General features: G+C 61.0%; 12 protein-coding genes and 1 riboswitch. Of the genes, 7 read left to right on the top strand and 5 right to left on the bottom strand.

The window, feature by feature from the left end; translation table 11 throughout:
- Positions 1 to 30 precede the first annotated feature (30 nt).
- A complete protein-coding gene (locus tag KQ659_RS12890) occupies positions 31 to 2,514 on the bottom strand; it encodes a M1 family aminopeptidase (RefSeq protein WP_216688444.1) in 2,484 nt (827 codons plus the stop codon).
- Positions 2,515 to 2,815: 301 nt separating this feature from the next.
- Between KQ659_RS12890 and KQ659_RS12885 the strand changes: the two genes are divergently transcribed.
- Positions 2,816 to 4,723, top strand: coding sequence for a TonB-dependent receptor plug domain-containing protein (locus KQ659_RS12885; RefSeq protein WP_216688445.1), 1,908 nt, complete (start codon positions 2,816 to 2,818; stop codon positions 4,721 to 4,723).
- Between the two features lie 149 nt (positions 4,724 to 4,872).
- On the opposite strand, the gene KQ659_RS12880 is transcribed toward KQ659_RS12885, so the two are convergent.
- Together KQ659_RS12880 and KQ659_RS12875 are read right to left on the bottom strand one after the other, a co-directional pair.
- A complete protein-coding gene (locus KQ659_RS12880; RefSeq protein ID WP_216688446.1) occupies positions 4,873 to 5,073 on the bottom strand; it encodes a hypothetical protein in 201 nt (66 codons plus the stop codon).
- On the bottom strand, positions 5,074 to 5,301 hold the full coding sequence (locus KQ659_RS12875; protein WP_216680689.1) for a hypothetical protein: 228 nt from the start codon (positions 5,299 to 5,301) through the stop codon (positions 5,074 to 5,076).
- A gap of 166 nt (positions 5,302 to 5,467) precedes the next feature.
- Positions 5,468 to 5,559, top strand: a riboswitch (SAM riboswitch).
- Positions 5,560 to 6,003: 444 nt separating this feature from the next.
- Between KQ659_RS12875 and KQ659_RS12870 the strand changes: the two genes are divergently transcribed.
- The 3 genes from KQ659_RS12870 to KQ659_RS12860 all read left to right on the top strand — a co-directional run bounded on the left by KQ659_RS12870 (position 6,004) and on the right by KQ659_RS12860 (position 9,658).
- Positions 6,004 to 6,993: an ATP-grasp domain-containing protein gene (locus KQ659_RS12870; protein ID WP_216680690.1), complete on the top strand. Its 990-nt coding sequence runs from the start codon at positions 6,004 to 6,006 to the stop codon at positions 6,991 to 6,993.
- A 10-nt stretch (positions 6,994 to 7,003) separates the two neighbouring features.
- Positions 7,004 to 8,023 carry an LLM class flavin-dependent oxidoreductase gene (locus tag KQ659_RS12865; RefSeq protein ID WP_216688447.1) on the top strand — a complete coding sequence of 340 codons (1,020 nt, stop codon included), beginning with the start codon at positions 7,004 to 7,006 and terminating at the stop codon, positions 8,021 to 8,023.
- 165 nt (positions 8,024 to 8,188) lie between these two features.
- Positions 8,189 to 9,658, top strand: coding sequence for an amino acid permease (locus KQ659_RS12860; RefSeq protein WP_216686444.1), 1,470 nt, complete (start codon positions 8,189 to 8,191; stop codon positions 9,656 to 9,658).
- 27 nt (positions 9,659 to 9,685) lie between these two features.
- Here KQ659_RS12860 and KQ659_RS12855 read toward each other — a convergent pair whose 3' ends face one another.
- Positions 9,686 to 10,156 (bottom strand): hypothetical protein, encoded by a 471-nt coding sequence (locus tag KQ659_RS12855; RefSeq protein ID WP_216680693.1) that lies wholly within the window; start codon positions 10,154 to 10,156, stop codon positions 9,686 to 9,688.
- A gap of 121 nt (positions 10,157 to 10,277) precedes the next feature.
- Here KQ659_RS12855 and KQ659_RS12850 point away from each other — a divergent pair, with 121 nt between their 5' ends.
- Entirely contained in the window at positions 10,278 to 10,970 is a 693-nt protein-coding gene (locus KQ659_RS12850; protein WP_216688448.1) for a hypothetical protein, read from the top strand.
- Positions 10,971 to 11,492: 522 nt separating this feature from the next.
- Here KQ659_RS12850 and KQ659_RS12845 read toward each other — a convergent pair.
- On the bottom strand, positions 11,493 to 11,945 hold the full coding sequence (locus KQ659_RS12845) for a hypothetical protein (RefSeq protein WP_216688449.1): 453 nt from the start codon (positions 11,943 to 11,945) through the stop codon (positions 11,493 to 11,495).
- Between the two features lie 259 nt (positions 11,946 to 12,204).
- Between KQ659_RS12845 and KQ659_RS12840 the strand changes: the two genes are divergently transcribed.
- Both KQ659_RS12840 and KQ659_RS12835 read left to right on the top strand, forming a co-directional pair.
- Positions 12,205 to 12,954: a GAF domain-containing protein gene (locus KQ659_RS12840; RefSeq protein WP_216688450.1), complete on the top strand. Its 750-nt coding sequence runs from the start codon at positions 12,205 to 12,207 to the stop codon at positions 12,952 to 12,954.
- A 342-nt stretch (positions 12,955 to 13,296) separates the two neighbouring features.
- Positions 13,297 to 15,879, top strand: coding sequence for a type IA DNA topoisomerase (locus tag KQ659_RS12835; RefSeq protein ID WP_216688451.1), 2,583 nt, complete (start codon positions 13,297 to 13,299; stop codon positions 15,877 to 15,879).
- The last annotated feature ends 45 nt before the right edge of the window (positions 15,880 to 15,924 follow it).

Raw genomic sequence — 15,924 nt, 5'->3', positions numbered from 1 at the left:
TCAAGCGGCGCTGCTAAATAACCACTAGTACTACTTGGCGGCTTGCACGGCAGCCACCGCCTGCTCCACGGCCTGCTGGGTAGTGGCGGCCTGCGGCCGGCCGGCCTGCGCTTTGGCCACGCCTTGCAGCAGGTTCACGATGGGGCGGTCGGCTCCGTAGGCTTTGTACTTGACGCCGATTTCCTGGAGGCGGTTGATGCCTTCGGTGATGGAAGCGGCATCGTCGAGGCGGCCGGTGATGGTGGCCAGCGGCTCCATCATGTTGAACTTGCCCTGGGAGCGGGCCGCGTCGAACCGGTCGCGCACGAAGGCCCATTGAGCCTGGCCGCCGTTCTTGGCATATACTTCGGTTACGGCCTGGGCTACTGCGCCCTGGGCGTTGGCCTCGTAGGTTTTGGCACGGGCCAGGGCCTGGGTGGGTTGCACGGTGGCCAGGGCACGCAGGGCCGCACCCTGCACGTTGTACGACTGGCTGCTGAGCTGTTTGCTGATGTACGCTTCGTCCTTCTTGTCCTTCAGCTTGGCCAGCGCGCCGAGCAGCGATGCCTGCACCCAGGGCTCTTTTTCGGTTGCGGCGAGCTTACGCAGGGCAGGCGCGGCGGCCTTGGCCATGGCTTTGTCGTCCAGCTTCAAAGCCTCCACGGCGGCCAGGCGGTTGTTGTAGAACTTGTCGTTGAGGGCGGCCAGCAGCGTGGCGCGGTTGGCGGCAATGGTCTGGTCCTTGGCAGCGGCGTCAATGGCCTCGCGGCGGTCCACGAACAGGGGTGCGTGGGCGTACTGGAAGGCGTACTCGGCGGCCGATTTGTTATCGGTTTTCAGCCACAGCGTTTTCTTGTTGGCGTCCACGTTCACGAGCTCGGGCTTGGCGGGCAAGGCCATGGTGAAGGTCTGGCTGGCCTCCGTCATGGTCACGGGCTGGTGTAGCACTTTGCCGCCCACGTAGTAGTCGATGGTGAAGGGCAGGCGGAACGTCTGGCCCGGCTGGGTCTGCTTCACCGTCACGGACTGCATCTTTTTGGCGGCATCCCAGGCGTAGTCGATGCTCACGATGGGGTGGCCGGGCGCGAAGTACCACTGGTTCCAGAACCAGTTCAAATCCTGGCCCGATACGGCCTCAAACGCCAGGCGCATCTGGTGGGCTTCGCCGTTGCCGAATTTGTTGTCCTGCAGGTATTTCTGAAGGCCGGAGAAAAACACGTCGTCGCCGAGGTAGGTGCGCAGCATGTCCATGATGGCCCCGCCCTTCTGGTAGCTCACCAGGTCAAATACTTCCTCCTGCTCGTCGTAGTGGAAGCGCACGAGGGTTTTGGCGGCGTCGCGCGGCGAGCTCAGGTAGCGGCGCAGGTAGCGGTAGTAGTGGGCATCGGCGGCATCGCGGCCGTATTTATGCTCGGCGTAGAGGCCTTCCGAGAAGTCGGCCATCGTTTCGTTTACGGTGATGTTGGACCAGCTTTCGGCCGTCACGTAGTCGCCAAACCATTGGTGGAACAGCTCGTGCGCAATCACCGATTCGGAGCCGTATTCGCGGTCCAGTAGCTCGCGGTCGGTCATTTGCACCTGCTCGCCGTGCAGTGTGGCGGTGGTGTTTTCCATGGCCCCGCTCACGTAGTCACGGGCCACAATCTGGCTGTACTTATTCCACGGATACTCCACGCCGAGACGGTTGGAGTAAAACTCCAGCATATCGGGCGTGTTGCCGAAAATCTGCTTGGCGAAGGGCGCGTACTTGGGTTCGAGGTAGTAGCTCACCTCCTTGCCGCGCCAGGTGTCTTTGTAGATTTTAAAGTCGCCTACGGCCATCATAAACAGATAGGGGGCGTGGGGCAGCTCCATCTTCCACACGTCGGTGCGCAGGCCGGGGCCGGCGGGGGTACTGCTCACCATCCGGCCGTTGCTGAGCGTGACGTACTTAGCCGGCACGGTCATCGAGATTTCCTCGGTCGTTTTCTGGTTGGGCCGGTCGATGGTAGGGAACCAGGCCGACGAGCCCTCGGTCTCGCCCTGCGTCCAGATTTGCACCGGCTTGCCGGCCACGGCCGAGTCGGGGTTGATGAAATACAGGCCCTTGGCATCGGTGATGGCGGCCGAGCCTTTCACCTTCAGCTCGTCGGGCTTCGAGACGTAGTCGATGTACACCGTGTACTCCTCGCCCGGCTTGAAAACGCGGCCCAGGTTGATGCGCAGGTTCATCCCGTCGGCGTAGTCGTACTTGAGCGGGGTTTGCTTGTCACCGCTCATCAGGGCCACGGCTTTGATGTCCATGCCTTTGGCATCGAGACGCAGCGAGTCGGTGGGGTAGCCATGGGGCTTGAGGGTCACCCACTCCTTGCCATAGAGGTAGCGCTTGGCATAGTCGAAGCGCACATCGAGCTTGGTGTGTACCAGGTCGTTGACCTTGGTGGCCGAGGCGCGGTAGGGAGATTCGGGCTTGGCAGCCGGCGGGGTGGGAGCCTGCGCGAAAGCCGGGCTGGTGGCCGCCAGGCCCAGTAGGCCCAGCGCGAAAAGGTGCTTCATAGAGAAACGAATGGTGGGAAATGAGTTTCGCGCGAAGGACGCGGGTGCGAGGCTGACGTTGCCTGACGCGGGGACGAAAGTAGCGTGGACTTTGCAAGTCCGCGTGTCGCCGCAACGCGGCGAATGCGGAAATGCGAAATGCCCCTGCGATAATAAACAACGAATATTCGCTGCGCTGTAGCGAGACGCAGACTCGTAGCGTTCGCACTACCGTAGCTTTGCACCCCCATCAACCCCCTTAAGAATGCGACTTACGCGCTACGCTACCCCGCTTTTCTGTACACTATTTACCGCTAATGCTTTGGCCCAGAGCACTCCGGTCGATAGTACCCGCGCCCTGAATGAGGTGACCGTGTATGGCACCCGCCTGAACCAGGTAGCCGGCCAGACTGGCCGCTACGTGACCGTGATACCTGGCCGCACGCTCAGCCAGTACCCGGTTTCATCGCTCGATGATTTGCTGCGCTTATTACCGGCCATTGAGATGCAGAGCCGGGGCAATTTCGGTACGCAGGCCGATATTACCCTGCGCGGCTCCACTTTCAACCAAGTGCTGATTCTGCTCGATGGCATGCGGCTGAACGACCCGCTCACGGGGCACTTTGCGGGCTATTTGCCCATCACGCCCGCTGAAATTGAGCAGATTGAAGTGGTACGCGGCCCCGGTGCGGCCCTCTACGGCCCCGATGCCGTGGGCGGCTTCGTGAACATCGTGACCAAAACCTTCGCCGCCACCCACCGGCCCGACGGCGTGGAAGTCGGCGGCACGTTCATGGCTGGTGAGTACGATTTGAAAACCACCAACGCCGGTTTCTACGGCCAGGACAAGGGCCTGCGGCTGGCTGGCGGTATCCTCAACAACACCGCCAGCGGCCAGCTGCTGAACCTGCCCGGCGGCGGGCGCAACGACTTCAAGCTGAACACCTACTCGCTTTCGGGCGCTTATCAAATCAGCCCCAAATTCAGCGCTGCCGCCCGTGCCAGCTTCGACCGGCGCGACTATAACGCTCAGAATTTCTACACGACCAACGCTGGCGACCGCGCCCGCGAAACCACCTCGCGCGACTGGTACCAGGGCCAGCTGCGCTACGATTGGAACGCCCGCGCCCGCACCGAGCTGCAATTGGTGGGCACGTCCAGCACCGACTACTACCTGTACACGCCCACCTCGGCGGCCAGCGACCACCTCATGCACTACCTCAATGTGCAGGGCCAGCATCAGTTGCGCCTGTCGGATAAGGTGCAGTTGACCCTTGGCGGCCAGGCCGACCGCCGCAGCGTGCGCAGCAACGACCGCGGCAACCACGCCGTGTGGCACCAGGGCGCATTTGCCGTGGCCGGCCTCACACCTGCCGCCGGCCTGAGCCTGACCGCCGCCCTGCGCCTCGACCACGACCAGGCCTACGGTACTGAGTTACTGCCCCAGCTCACGGCCAGCCAGCTGCTGGGCGAGAAGCTGACCGTGCGCGCCGCCGTGGGTCGCGCCATCCGGGCAGCCAATTTTACCGAGCAGTACAACTCGGCCATCCGGCCTGGCACGGTGCCCAACGGCTTCAACGTAGGCAATCCCGGCCTGGCCGCCGAGCGTACCTGGAGCTACGAGGGTGGCCTCGATTTCACGGTTTGCCCCGCGCTCACGCTACGCGGCACCTACTTCAACCGCTACGGCCGCAACCTGATTGATTACGTGGCCACGCCCGGCAGCGAAGTGCAGGCCGGCACCGGCTTCACCAATCTCAACCCGGCCAGCACCTACCGCTACGCTCAAAACCTGTTTGCCGTGAGCACGCAGGGCCTCGAATTTGAAGCAAATACCCGGGCTCAACTGGCTCCTGGCCTGCGCCTCGACGGCAGCGTGGGCTACACCTACACCCACCTGAACGTGGACGGCAGCATCGTATCGCAATACCTGAGTAACGTGGCCCGGCAGCTCGTGAGCGGTAATCTGAGCCTGGTGCACCGCCGCTTCACGGCCAGCCTGGGCGGGGTATACAAGCAGCGCGCCGGGGTGCCACCAGTGGGCGACTTCACGCTTTCCTCCGATTACGTGGTCATCAATGGCCGCCTCGATGTGGCCCTGCTGCCCGAGCGCCTGTGGGTGGTGGGCCAGGCCCAGAACCTGTTCGACGCCAAATACTCCGACCTGCTGGGGGCCCAGATGCCCGGTCGCTGGCTGATGGCCGGCGTGCGCCTGGCGCTGCGGCGGTAGGCTGGAAATAAGGAACGTCATGCCGAGCGTAGCCGAGGCATCTTGCTTGTGATAGTAACTCAATAGAATGGATTACTACTGCACGCGAGATGCCTCGGCTACGCTCGGCATGACGTTCTTTTTTATTCGGATTTCCCTAGCCGGTGCGGTTAGTGAATCGCCGCTTTCAGCCATTCTTTTGCCTCCTGCAACGTGCGGTGCTGGGAGGTCTCGATTTCGTATTCGTTGGTTTCGGCCACGTTGTGGGAATAGCTCTGCACCGAAATCTGGCCGAACACGGTTTCCGGCACCACGAAGCTGACGTGGCGGATACCGGCTTTATGGGCGCGAACGTTCCAGTCAGCGCGCATTCATTCCTGGTCGGCGGGCTTTACGGCCTGCACGTCGCGCGTGTCGGCGAGCCAGCCCAGTGGTTGCGTGCGGGCGGCCTCGGCCGTGTACAATTCCAAGCCCTTGTTCATGAGAAAGCGGAACTGTTCGCTATTGGCAAAGCTCTGCCAGGCAATGATAAAGCAGGGAACGGCGGGGCAGAAAAGCAGGCTGCCGTAGGGCTCGGCGTGAACAACGGTATCGGACATGAAAATGGTCTCAGGCAGGTGGCGGATATGCAGAGCAGGTGTGCCCGCCAAATAGTTGGCCCTTGCGCAGCCGGGGGTGGCCAGGTTGTAAAATGCTGTCCAGCGTGGCGGGTTCAGACTTTCGGGCTTACCTTTGCAGCACCAATTCTTTCTTTCGGAAGGATTTTTTTTATAGAGAGGCGCTGAGAGACAGGCTCGATGACGCGCCGGCAACCACCCGCACCCGCGGACCGGTGCCAATTCCTGACCATATAAAAATAAGTTGCCGTGGAAGCCTCCAACAACCTCTCCCCCCAAACTGCTGTTTTTCTTGTCCCCGTGGCGGCTATGCGCCACATGGGCATGGGCTGTTGTTGCTGTTGTTGCCAGGCTTAACCCTATCTCCGAGTAATTTTTCGCGGGTAGGACGGCGGTAGCGCAAGCTGGTAGGCTTTGTGCGCCGCTATGTTTGCAGCATGTGCTGCGTCCTCATTTTCTGGGTGGTGTGTTTGGGGCTCGTTGCCGGAGCCCGGGCCGATGCTGACCATGCCGTTTGGTGTGTGGTTGGAGCGGCCAATCCGATACCCGAAGAAATGAGCGTGCCAGGTCCTGTCGAAATGTCTCCTGCCCTTGCTGCCTTTGCAGCGGCCCGGTTTCCGAGTTCAGTTTGCCCACCCGGCGCTGACCTTTTTCTGGCTTCATATCACTCTTTCAGAACATTTTATGTCATCCATTCAAAAACCTATTGGCATTTATTTCGAGCATCCCGAATGGTTCAAGCCGCTGTTTGCGGAGCTGGACCGGCGGGAGCTGCCCTACGAGAAAATTGATGCCGCGCACCACCTCTTCAACCCGGCTGAAACTGAAAGCCGCTACAGTTTGGTGGTGAACCGGATGAGCTCCTCGGCCTACCTGCGGGGGCACGGGCAGGGTATTTTTCACACCGCCGGCTTTGCCACGCACCTGGAGCGTATCGGGACGCGCATTATCAATGGTTCGGCGGCCACGGCCATCGAAACCAACAAGGCCCGGCAGCTGTCGCTGTTCGAGTCGCTGGGCTTGAAATACCCGAAATCGTTCGTGATTAACCACGCTTCGCGGGCGGTGGATGCGGCCCGCGAGCTGCAATTTCCGATTGTGGTGAAGGTGAATATCGGCGGTAGTGGCGCGGGTATTATTCGCTTCGACACGCTGGCCGGCTTGCAGGCGGCTGTGGAGGCTGGCCAGATTGACCTGGGAATCGACCAGACGGCCCTGGTGCAGGAGTACGTGACGCCGCGCGGCGGTAATATCCACCGCGTCGAGATGCTCGACGGCAAGTTTTTGTACGCCATGAAGGTGTTTACCACCGGCGAAAGCTTCAACCTGTGTCCGGCCGAAATCTGCCAGATTCCGGAGGAGCAGTCGGCCGAGTTCTGCCTGACGGAAGCGCCGAAGAAGGGGATTCAGGTGGAGGCGTTTACGCCGCCAGCCGAGGTAATTGCCGCCGTGGAGCGCATTGTGGCCGCTGCTAAAATCGACGTGGGCGGCATCGAATACCTGATTGATGACCGGAGCGGCGAGGTACTGTTCTACGACATCAACGCCCTGTCCAACTTCGTGGCCGATGCCGTGAATGTGGTGGGATTTGACCCCTACGCCCGTTTCGTGGACTACCTCGAAACGCAGCTGCCAGTGCCGGCGGCCAGCAAAAATCAATTAGTCACTGCTTAATATCATTGCCATGAAATTTGGATATTGGATGCCCGTATTTGGCGGTTGGCTGCGCAATGTGGAAGACGAGCACATGCCCACCGACTGGAGCTATGTGAAGCAGCTGGCCCAGCGCAGCGAGGCGCTCGGATACGACCTCACGCTCATTGCCGAGCTGTATCTCAATGATATAAAAGGTTCGGAGGTGGCTTCGCTGGAGGCCTGGAGCACGGCCGCGGCACTGGCGGCCGTAACCGAGCAGCTCGAAATAATGGTGGCCGTGCGGCCGACGTTTCACCACCCCGCGCTGCTGGCCAAGCAGGCGGCCAACATCGACCTGATTGCCCCCGGCCGCCTGTCGCTGAACGTGGTGTCGAGCTGGTGGCGCGATGAGGCCACGAAGTACGGCCTGCATTTTGAGCAGCACGACGACCGGTATGCCCGCACCCGCGAGTGGCTCGATGTGGTGACCAACGTGTGGAAGCAGGACCATTTCAGCTACGACGGCAAGTACTACCAGGTGGCCGATAACGTGCTGCAGCCCAAGCCCGCCAAGGCACCGTTTCTCTACGCCGGGGGCGAATCGGAAGCAGCCAAAGACCTGATTTCGACGCAGTGCGATGGCTACGTGATGCACGGCGACTCGCCCGCGCAAATTGGGGCCCGCATTGCCGACATGTGCCGCCGCCGCGAGCAAAAAGGCCTGCCGCCGATGAAATTCGGGGTGGCGGGCTACACGATTGTGCGCGACAACGAGCAGGACGTGAAAAAGGAGCTTGACCGCATTACCAACGTGAAAGCTTCGGCGGCGGGCTATGGCAACTACCAGCAGTGGCTGGCCGGTACCCAGCTCGAACAGCAGGTTTCGCTACAGGACTACTCGGTATCGAATCGGGGCCTGCGGACGGGCCTCACCGGTACGTCGGCTCAGATTCAGGACCGGATTGGGGAGTTCGAAAACGTGGGAGTCGACTTCTTTTTGCTGCAGGCCAGCCCGCAGCTGGAGGAAATGGAGCGGTTTTCGGAATCTGTTATTCAGGTGCTGGCGTAGTTAAATTGATTCTATGGTGAACGTCAGTGCTAGAACGTCATGCTGAGCTTGTCGAAGCATCTTTACCTCAGTAGTAAATGACTACTTGCGCGGTAGAAATGCTTCGACAAGCTCAGCATGACTGTTTTTACGGACATTCTTTTAAGCGCAGCTGTGCGCATTTACATGCTTAAAAAATCATTGGAGCTGCTTCGCGCCGAAGCAGCTGAAACGGGGGTCAATACCCTCAAACGAAGTCTGAATGGCGTGAGCCTCATCGCCATTGGGATTGGAGTTATTATCGGGGCAGGTTTATTCTCCTTAACCGGCATTGCGGCGGCTAACAACGCCGGGCCGGCCGTTACGATTTCTTTCCTGGTAGCCGCCGTGGGTTGCGCTTTTTCGGCCTTATGCTACGCCGAGTTTGCGGCGCTGGTGCCGGTGTCGGGCTCTGCCTACACGTATTCCTACGCCACCATGGGCGAGTTATTCGCCTGGATTATCGGTTGGGATTTGGTGCTCGAATACTCCGTCGGCGCAGCCACGGTGGCCATTAGCTGGTCACAGTATCTTATCAAGTTTCTGAGCAAGTACGGGCTGCACATTCCGGCGCGGCTGGTGATGTCGCCGTTCGAGTCGGCCACGCTGGCCGATGGCAGCACCGTGAGCGGCTACGTGAACGTGCCGGCTATGCTCATCGTGCTGGCCATTACGGCCATCGTCACGCGGGGCACCAAGGGCTCGGCGTGGTTCAATGCCTTGGTAGTGGCCCTGAAGGTGGCCGTGGTGCTGGTGTTCATCGCGCTGGGCTGGAAGTACATCGACCCGGCCAACTACCAACCCTACATCCCGGCCAACACCGGCAAGTTTGGCGAGTTCGGCCTAAGCGGCATCCTGCGCGGGGCGGGTGTTATTTTCTTCGTCTTCATCGGCTTCGATATCGTGGCCACCATGGCCCAGGAAACCAAAAACCCGCAGCGCAACATGCCCATCGGCATTCTGGGCTCGCTGGCGGTTTGCACGGTGTTGTTCGTGCTGTTCGGGCACGTGTTGACTGGCCTGGCCAACTACACGGAGTTTAAGAACAGCGCCGCGCCGGTGGCCATTGCCATCGAAAAAACGCCCTACGCCTGGCTCAGCTCAGCCGTGATTATGGCCATTCTCATTGGCTATACCTCCGTGATATTGGTTGATTTGCTGGGGCAGTCGCGGGTATTCTTTTCGATGTCGAAGGATGGGCTGCTGCCGCCGGTGTTCTCGCGGCTGCATCCTAAGTTCAACACGCCGTCGCAGTCCACGCTGCTGCTAGGGTGCTTCATTGCACTGTTTGCGGGCTTCGTACCCATTTCGGTGGTGGGCGAGATGACGAGCATTGGCACGCTGCTGGCTTTTGTGATGGTGTGCCTCGGCGTGATGATTATGCGCAAAACCAACCCCGATGCGCCGCGCCCGTTCCGTACCCCGTGGGTGCCGGTGGTGCCCATTCTGGGCATTGTGGTGTGCGTGGTGATGATGGCCTCGCTGCCCTGGGAAACGTGGCTGCGCCTCATCGTGTGGCTGGCCATTGGCATGGTCATCTACTTCAGCTACGGCAAGAAACACAGCAAGCTGCGGCTGGCGCAGGGGGGGGATAAAGAGTTAAAAGTTAAGAGTTAGGAAGGACCTGTTTTTAACTCTTAACCCTCAATGCGTGGTCAGGCCGTTCGCGTCCAGCTCATCATCATCGCGCAGTCGGCTGAGGTCGCCCTCGAGGTCAATTTCGCCGTGAATCTCGCCCGTGCTAGCGGTGGGGGCGAGGGGGCGCTGCTTGTACACATCCACGGCCCCGTTGCGGTCGAGGACGGCGCGGGCCAGCTCGGCTTCTTTGGCAGTGGCGGTTTCGATGGTGAGCACGGCCGTATCGGGGCCGGTGGCGGCGATGTACGCCTGGGCATCATCGAGCTGATTGCCGCTGAACAGGTCCGTGAAAAACCGCGTCACGCTGTCGAAAAAAGGCTCGGCAGATGCGCCGGCATCGGGCAGGTGCTGGGCCTGCAGGCTTGCCTGGGTGGCAATATTGATGGCGCTGGGGGCGAGGCCGGCAGCCTGTGCCTGAGCAGCGGCAAATGTAGCTTCGGAAGCGCTGGTGAATAAACCGACAATGATGCGGGCCATGGCAAAAAGGGAGAAGGTGTTGGGTGTCTACGGCGGCTTTCGGGGCCGGTTGTGGTCTGGGCCGTTTCCAAATAAGTCTTACCTTTTGCCCATTCATTCACCAAGTCCCCACATCTACCGCATGGCCCAAGCCAAATACGCCGCCCGGTTCGAAAATTTCTTTGAGAACCTGCGCCTCAACCGCGACCAGTTTGCCGACATGGCCGCCTTCACCCTGCAAGCCCTCAAGCAGGCCGGCGGCAAGTACAGCGCCGTAGCCGATGCCCTCGAAGTGGCCCTCACCGACTACCGCGCCACCCACGCCGGCCAGCTCTCGGGCGAGGGCCCGGCCAGTACCAGCACCCTGGCCCAGGCCCTGGAGGACTTTAAGGCCTACGTGAAGCGCATGGAGCGCAAAGTCATCAATCCCACCTACGAAGCGGGCAGCCCCGACCTGCTGGCCATTTTTCCCAAAGGCCGCAGTGCCCTCACCAAAAGCTCCCAGACTAAGGTGGAGGATGCCTTCACGGCCTTTCTCGATGCCCTCGATGCTCGTCCCACGGTCTTCACCTCGCCTCAGTGCACGGAGGGCCGCAAGGTACTGGCCGTCCTCTCGGCCTCGCTGAGCCGCGCCGATGGCATGGCCAAAACCGCCGGCACCCAGCGCATCGACCTGCACGACGGCCGCGAGGCCGTTTGCCTGGCCCTGTTCAACGTCTACCTCACGCTGCTGCTCGAATACGCCGCCAAGCCCGAGCGGGCGGCCCCGTTCTTTGATTTCAGCAATGCCGGCCGCCAAAGCAGCGGTCCCAAAACGCCGAAGCCCGCGAAGTAGTAGCCGCCGAGGAAACCAGGAAAAGCCCGTTGCAACCAGTTGTAACGGGCTTTTTCGCGCCAAAATGGATGTTGCAACCGGTTGCAGTAGGCTTCGTCGGCCAGGACCAGGCACTGCAAGCAGTAGCAGCGGACTCCGCCGGACGGAAACAGGCATTGCAATCGGTTGCAACGGCCTTCGCCGGACGCGAATGGGGATTGCAACCGGTTGCAACGGACTTGGCCGAACGGAAATGGGCGTTGCAACCGGCTAAGGCACCCGGTCCCATACCTCGCCGGCTACGCTCACCATCCGCACCATGCCGACTTGGCGGTCGTAGTACAGCTCCTGCATGTAGAAAGAGGGCACTGGGCTACAGGTCGAACCCCGTGAATTCCCAATAAATGCCACTACTTCATTATAGGTTCGGCCATGCACGGTGAGCTGTTGGAAAGGGCCATTCAGCGCGGCACCGTGCGGCATGCTGAGCCCCCGGCAATAGTAGGTGCTGGCGTAGCGGTCGGAATTGCCGACAAAGTCAGCTCACTCGCCCTGCGCATAAAATTCACTTTTATCGGGGTCGAACCCGCCCGCCGGATATCCGGTGCGCTGGGCCGCCTCGCGATAGAAACGTAATTCGCTGAACCCGGCAACGCTGTCGGTACGTGCCAGGCGGATATACATAACGTCCTGATATGCCTCCGGCTTTGCGGGGGTAATGCAGGTGCCGACAGAGTTGTTGTAAAGCGCTTTCTGAATGTCGTGGATGATAACCGATGCGCGGTACACGCGCTGGTAGCCCCGCGTGTTTTCTATCTTCCATTCGTCGCCGGATTTGATTCTGAGCCACAGCCGGTCATTATTCGTGAAATAATAGTACGGTACATCATCCACGAACGACAGGCCCTCAATTTCGGGGTCCGTTTTCTTGCAGGCGCTGCTGCTGAGCAGGGCGGAGCTTAGCAATACCGTTCGAAGCGCGGCAAGTGTTTTCATGGCGTGTGAAAGGGAAGGTACTTACTCCTGCAAGATTCGCATCATTCGCCGGCACTAACAAACCGAAAGTCGAGCGGATAAGACTTTGTTAATATGATGATATTGATAAAATGCATTGACTTGCAGCTGCTTGTGGTGCGATTTTCAGACTTTTCAAATAGTGCTCTGTGGCAAACCCGGCAACCCATGAAACTTTTCGGGGCCGGTGCGGTACCTTTACTACCACCCGCATTGTCAAACTATTCCATCACTCAATTAGTTGGCAGCTGAACTCCTCAGCTTATCCATGGACACCAACCAGTACCCGGGCCTTGTGCCTTCCTACGAACACGAGCGCCTGGCGGCCCTGCAGCCCTACCAGGTGCTGGGCACGCCCGGGCAGGAGGTATTCAATGATTTTGTGAGCATTGTGGCTAAGCTCTTCGACATGCCCATTGCCCTCGTGAGCTTGGTGCGGGCCGACGACGTGGTATTCATCGGCAACGAGGGCCTGCCCGAAGCCCTGGTGGTGGGCCGCGAAGACAGCATGTGCTCGGTGGCCATTCTCAGCGACGAACTCACCGAATTTCGCGACGTGGTCGCCCAGCCCTGTGACCTCGTCAATCCCTTCGTGGCGCAGGAAATGAACCTGGGTTTCTACGCCGGGCAGGCCCTGCGCTCGCCCGAAGGCCTGTCATTGGGCAGCCTCTGCATCATCGACCACCGCCCCCGCCAGCTCACTCCCTTGGAGGGCGACCTGCTGAAGGACCTGGCCCGGGTAGCCCAGGAGCTGCTGCGCCTGCAAGCCGCCCAGGCCACCGGCTTCACCGTGCCAGAGGGCCTGCGCTCCCGCGTCGATGCCACCGTGCAGCAGTCGCTCACCCGCCTCGGCACCCTGGCCGCGCTGCGCCAGCTGGACCCCGCCCCCGAATCGGAGGACACCCGGCGTTACCACGAGTCGCGCCTCGACGAGGCCCGCTACATGGCCCAGGTGATGCACCGTGAGCTGCTGGCCGTGCTGGATAAGTAGGGCCGGCTGCACCATCGGGCTACTCGGTCTGGCCGTTCTGGCGCGAGTTTAGCGCAGCGTAACTCGTGCCAGCCATACGGGGGAGGCTGCGCCTCCTATGAAACGGCCAGCTAGCACGGCTCAGTGCCGGCTGGCTGCTGGCGCGGCAGGGGAGGCCCAGCCTCCCCATCATAATCGGCACGAGTTACGCTTCACTGCGTTGCGTTAAACTCGCGCCAGGGGCACCAGGGGCCAGCCGGCATCAGCCGCAAGCTGCCCGAATTCGACCTTTTTCGCGGTTACCTTTGTTAATTCCCCGCGCCGAAATTAATCAGCGCCCTCCGATTAATTAACCGAGAATCCGTGATAGTTTGCATTGCCGAAAAGCCCAGCGTCGCCCGTGAGATTGCCAACGTGCTGGGCGCCACCCGCCGCATGGACGGCTACATGGAAGGCAACGGCTACCAGGTGACCTGGACCTTCGGCCACTTCTGCCAGCTGAAGGAGCCCGACGACTACCAGCCCGAGTGGAAGCGCTGGAGTCTGCACAACCTGCCCATGATTCCCGACTCGTTCGGCATCAAGCTCATGCGCCGCGACGAGGGCGTGGTGAAGCAGTTCAATACCATCAAAAAGCTGGTGAGCGAGGCCACCGAAGTCATCAACTGCGGCGACGCCGGGCAGGAGGGCGAAGTGATTCAGCGCTGGGTGTTGATGGAGGCCAAGTGCCGCAAGCCCGTGAAGCGACTCTGGATTTCCTCGCTCACCGAGGAGGCCATCCGCCAGGGCTTTGCCAACCTGCGCGAGGCTAAGGAGTTCGACAGCCTCTACCAGGCCGGCAAGAGCCGCGCCGTGGGCGACTGGCTTCTGGGCCTGAACGCCACCCGCCTCTTCACCCTCAAATACACCACCTACCAGGACAAGCAGCTGCTGAGCATCGGCCGCGTACAAACCCCCACGCTGGCCCTGCTGGTCGAGCGCTGGCACGAAATCCAGAACTTCCGCTCCGAGCCGTATTGGGTGCTGAAGACCGAATACCGGGGCACTCTCTTCAGCCACATGGCCGCGCCCGACAAGGCCAAAGACGCCGACGCCGCGCCCGACACGAAGTCGCGGCTGCGCGCTATGGGCTACTTCGTGACCGAGGAAGAAGCCCGCGAAGCCCTTGAAGCCGTGCGCCCCACCCCGCTGCGCGTGACCGATGTGGAGATTAAGAAAGGCCGCGAATCCCCGCCGCGCCTCTTCGATTTGACCTCGCTGCAGGTGCAGTGCAACAACCAGTTGGGCCTCTCGGCCGAGGACACGCTGAAAATCGTGCAGGCCCTGTACGAGAAGAAGGCGGTGAGCTACCCGCGTGTGGACACCACCTTCCTGCCCGACGACCAGTACGCGAAAATCCCCGGTATTATGCGTGGCATCCGGGGCTACGAGGCGCTGACGGCGCCGCTGCTGGCCGCCAAGATTCCCAAAACGCCCAAGGTTTTCAACAACAACAAAGTCACCGACCACCACGCCATTATTCCAACGGGTGCGGCCGGCCCCGGCGGTGGCATGGAAACCAGCGTGTACGACATCATCACGCGTCGCTTCATCGCCGCCTTTTACCCCGATTGCGAGGTGAGTAACACCACCGTGCTGGCCGAAGCCGCCGAGCGCCCCTTCCGCGTGCGCGGCCGCCAGATTCTGAACCCCGGCTGGCGCGTCGTCTACGGCGACCCCATCCAGCAGGCCGCCCCCAAAGCCCCCCCCGCGCCGGGAGCCGCCGGGGCCGCAGCCGAAGCAGATGACGACGCGGTTTCGACTGTGCTGCCCAGCTTCGTGCAGGGCGAAAGCGGCCCGCACGACCCACGCCTGGAGAGCAAGATGACCCAGCCACCCAAGGACTACACCGAGGCCACGCTGCTGCGCGGCATGGAAACGGCCGGTCGCAACATCGACGACGAGGAGCTGCGCCAGGCCATGAAGGAAAACGGCATCGGCCGCCCCAGCACCCGCGCCGCCATCATCGAAACGCTGTTTAAGCGCAACTACATTAAGCGCGAAAAGAAACGCATTATCCCCACACCCACGGGGGTTGAACTGATTGGCCTGATTCGCAACCCCACATTGAAATCAGCGGAGCTCACCGGCCAGTGGGAGCACAAGCTGCGTCAGATTGAGCGGGGCGAATTATCATCGGAAGGCTTTCTGGGCGAGCTTTCGGGGCTGGTGAAGGAGATGGTGCAGGAAGTGAAGCAGGACAACCGTGGCCGTATGGTGACCTCCGGCAGCGCGGAAATAGCGTTAAAAGGTAAGGGTGAAGATTTAAGCGTTGCAGATGGCAAGAGCAGAACCAAAACTACCAACTCTTCACTCTCAACTCTTAACTCACCACCTCCCCCCGGAAATGGCCTGGGCTACTGCCCGGCCTGCAAAACCGGCCACGTCGTGCGCGGCAAAACCGCCTTTGGCTGCGTGCGTTTCCGTGAGGGCTGCACCTTCCGCCTGCCGGCCGAAGTGCACTGCAAGAAGCTCAGCGACCCGCAGGTGAAGGCCCTGCTCGCCAAAGGCCGCACGCCCGTGATGAAAGGCTTCGTGGGGGCTGAGGGCCAGAAGTTCGACGCCGCCATTGGCCTTGATACTGCTTTCCAGCCCATCCTGCTGCAGGTGGCCGACAGCAAGCCCGGCGCGGCCCCCGATTCGGGCCTCATTCCGTGCCCAGTGTGCAAGCTCGGCACCATGCTCAAGGGCAAGGCGGCTTACGGCTGCTCGCGCTTCCGCGAAGATTGCCAGTTCCGCGTAGCCTTCGAGTGGGGCGGCAAACAGCTCACCGAAACACAGCTCAAGCAGCTGCTGCGCAAGGGTGAAACCAGCGTGGTAAAAGGCTTTCTATCAGCCAAAACCGGCAAGAAGTATGATGCCGCGCTAAAGGTGGAGGAAGGGCGCGTGGTACCGGTGTTTGCCTAAAATATCGTTGCGCCTTCAGCACGGTGTAGAGACGCGAAGTGTCGC

Source organism: Hymenobacter siberiensis, assembly GCF_018967865.2.
GTDB lineage: Bacteria > Bacteroidota > Bacteroidia > Cytophagales > Hymenobacteraceae > Hymenobacter > Hymenobacter siberiensis.
The sequence above is the reverse complement of the archived record's forward strand: the minus strand, read 5'-3'. Positions and strand labels throughout refer to the sequence as shown.

Coding starts and splice junctions, on each gene's coding strand:
- KQ659_RS12875 (WP_216680689.1), bottom strand. CDS start 5,301: ATGTCCGATACCGTTGTTCACGCCGAGCCCTACGGCAGCCTGCTTTTC.
- KQ659_RS12855 (WP_216680693.1), bottom strand. CDS start 10,156: ATGGCCCGCATCATTGTCGGTTTATTCACCAGCGCTTCCGAAGCTACA.
- KQ659_RS12865 (WP_216688447.1), top strand. CDS start 7,004: ATGAAATTTGGATATTGGATGCCCGTATTTGGCGGTTGGCTGCGCAAT.
- KQ659_RS12870 (WP_216680690.1), top strand. CDS start 6,004: ATGTCATCCATTCAAAAACCTATTGGCATTTATTTCGAGCATCCCGAA.
- KQ659_RS12880 (WP_216688446.1), bottom strand. CDS start 5,073: ATGCGCGCTGACTGGAACGTTCGCGCCCATAAAGCCGGTATCCGCCAC.
- KQ659_RS12845 (WP_216688449.1), bottom strand. CDS start 11,945: ATGAAAACACTTGCCGCGCTTCGAACGGTATTGCTAAGCTCCGCCCTG.
- KQ659_RS12860 (WP_216686444.1), top strand. CDS start 8,189: ATGCTTAAAAAATCATTGGAGCTGCTTCGCGCCGAAGCAGCTGAAACG.
- KQ659_RS12890 (WP_216688444.1), bottom strand. CDS start 2,514: ATGAAGCACCTTTTCGCGCTGGGCCTACTGGGCCTGGCGGCCACCAGC.
- KQ659_RS12850 (WP_216688448.1), top strand. CDS start 10,278: ATGGCCCAAGCCAAATACGCCGCCCGGTTCGAAAATTTCTTTGAGAAC.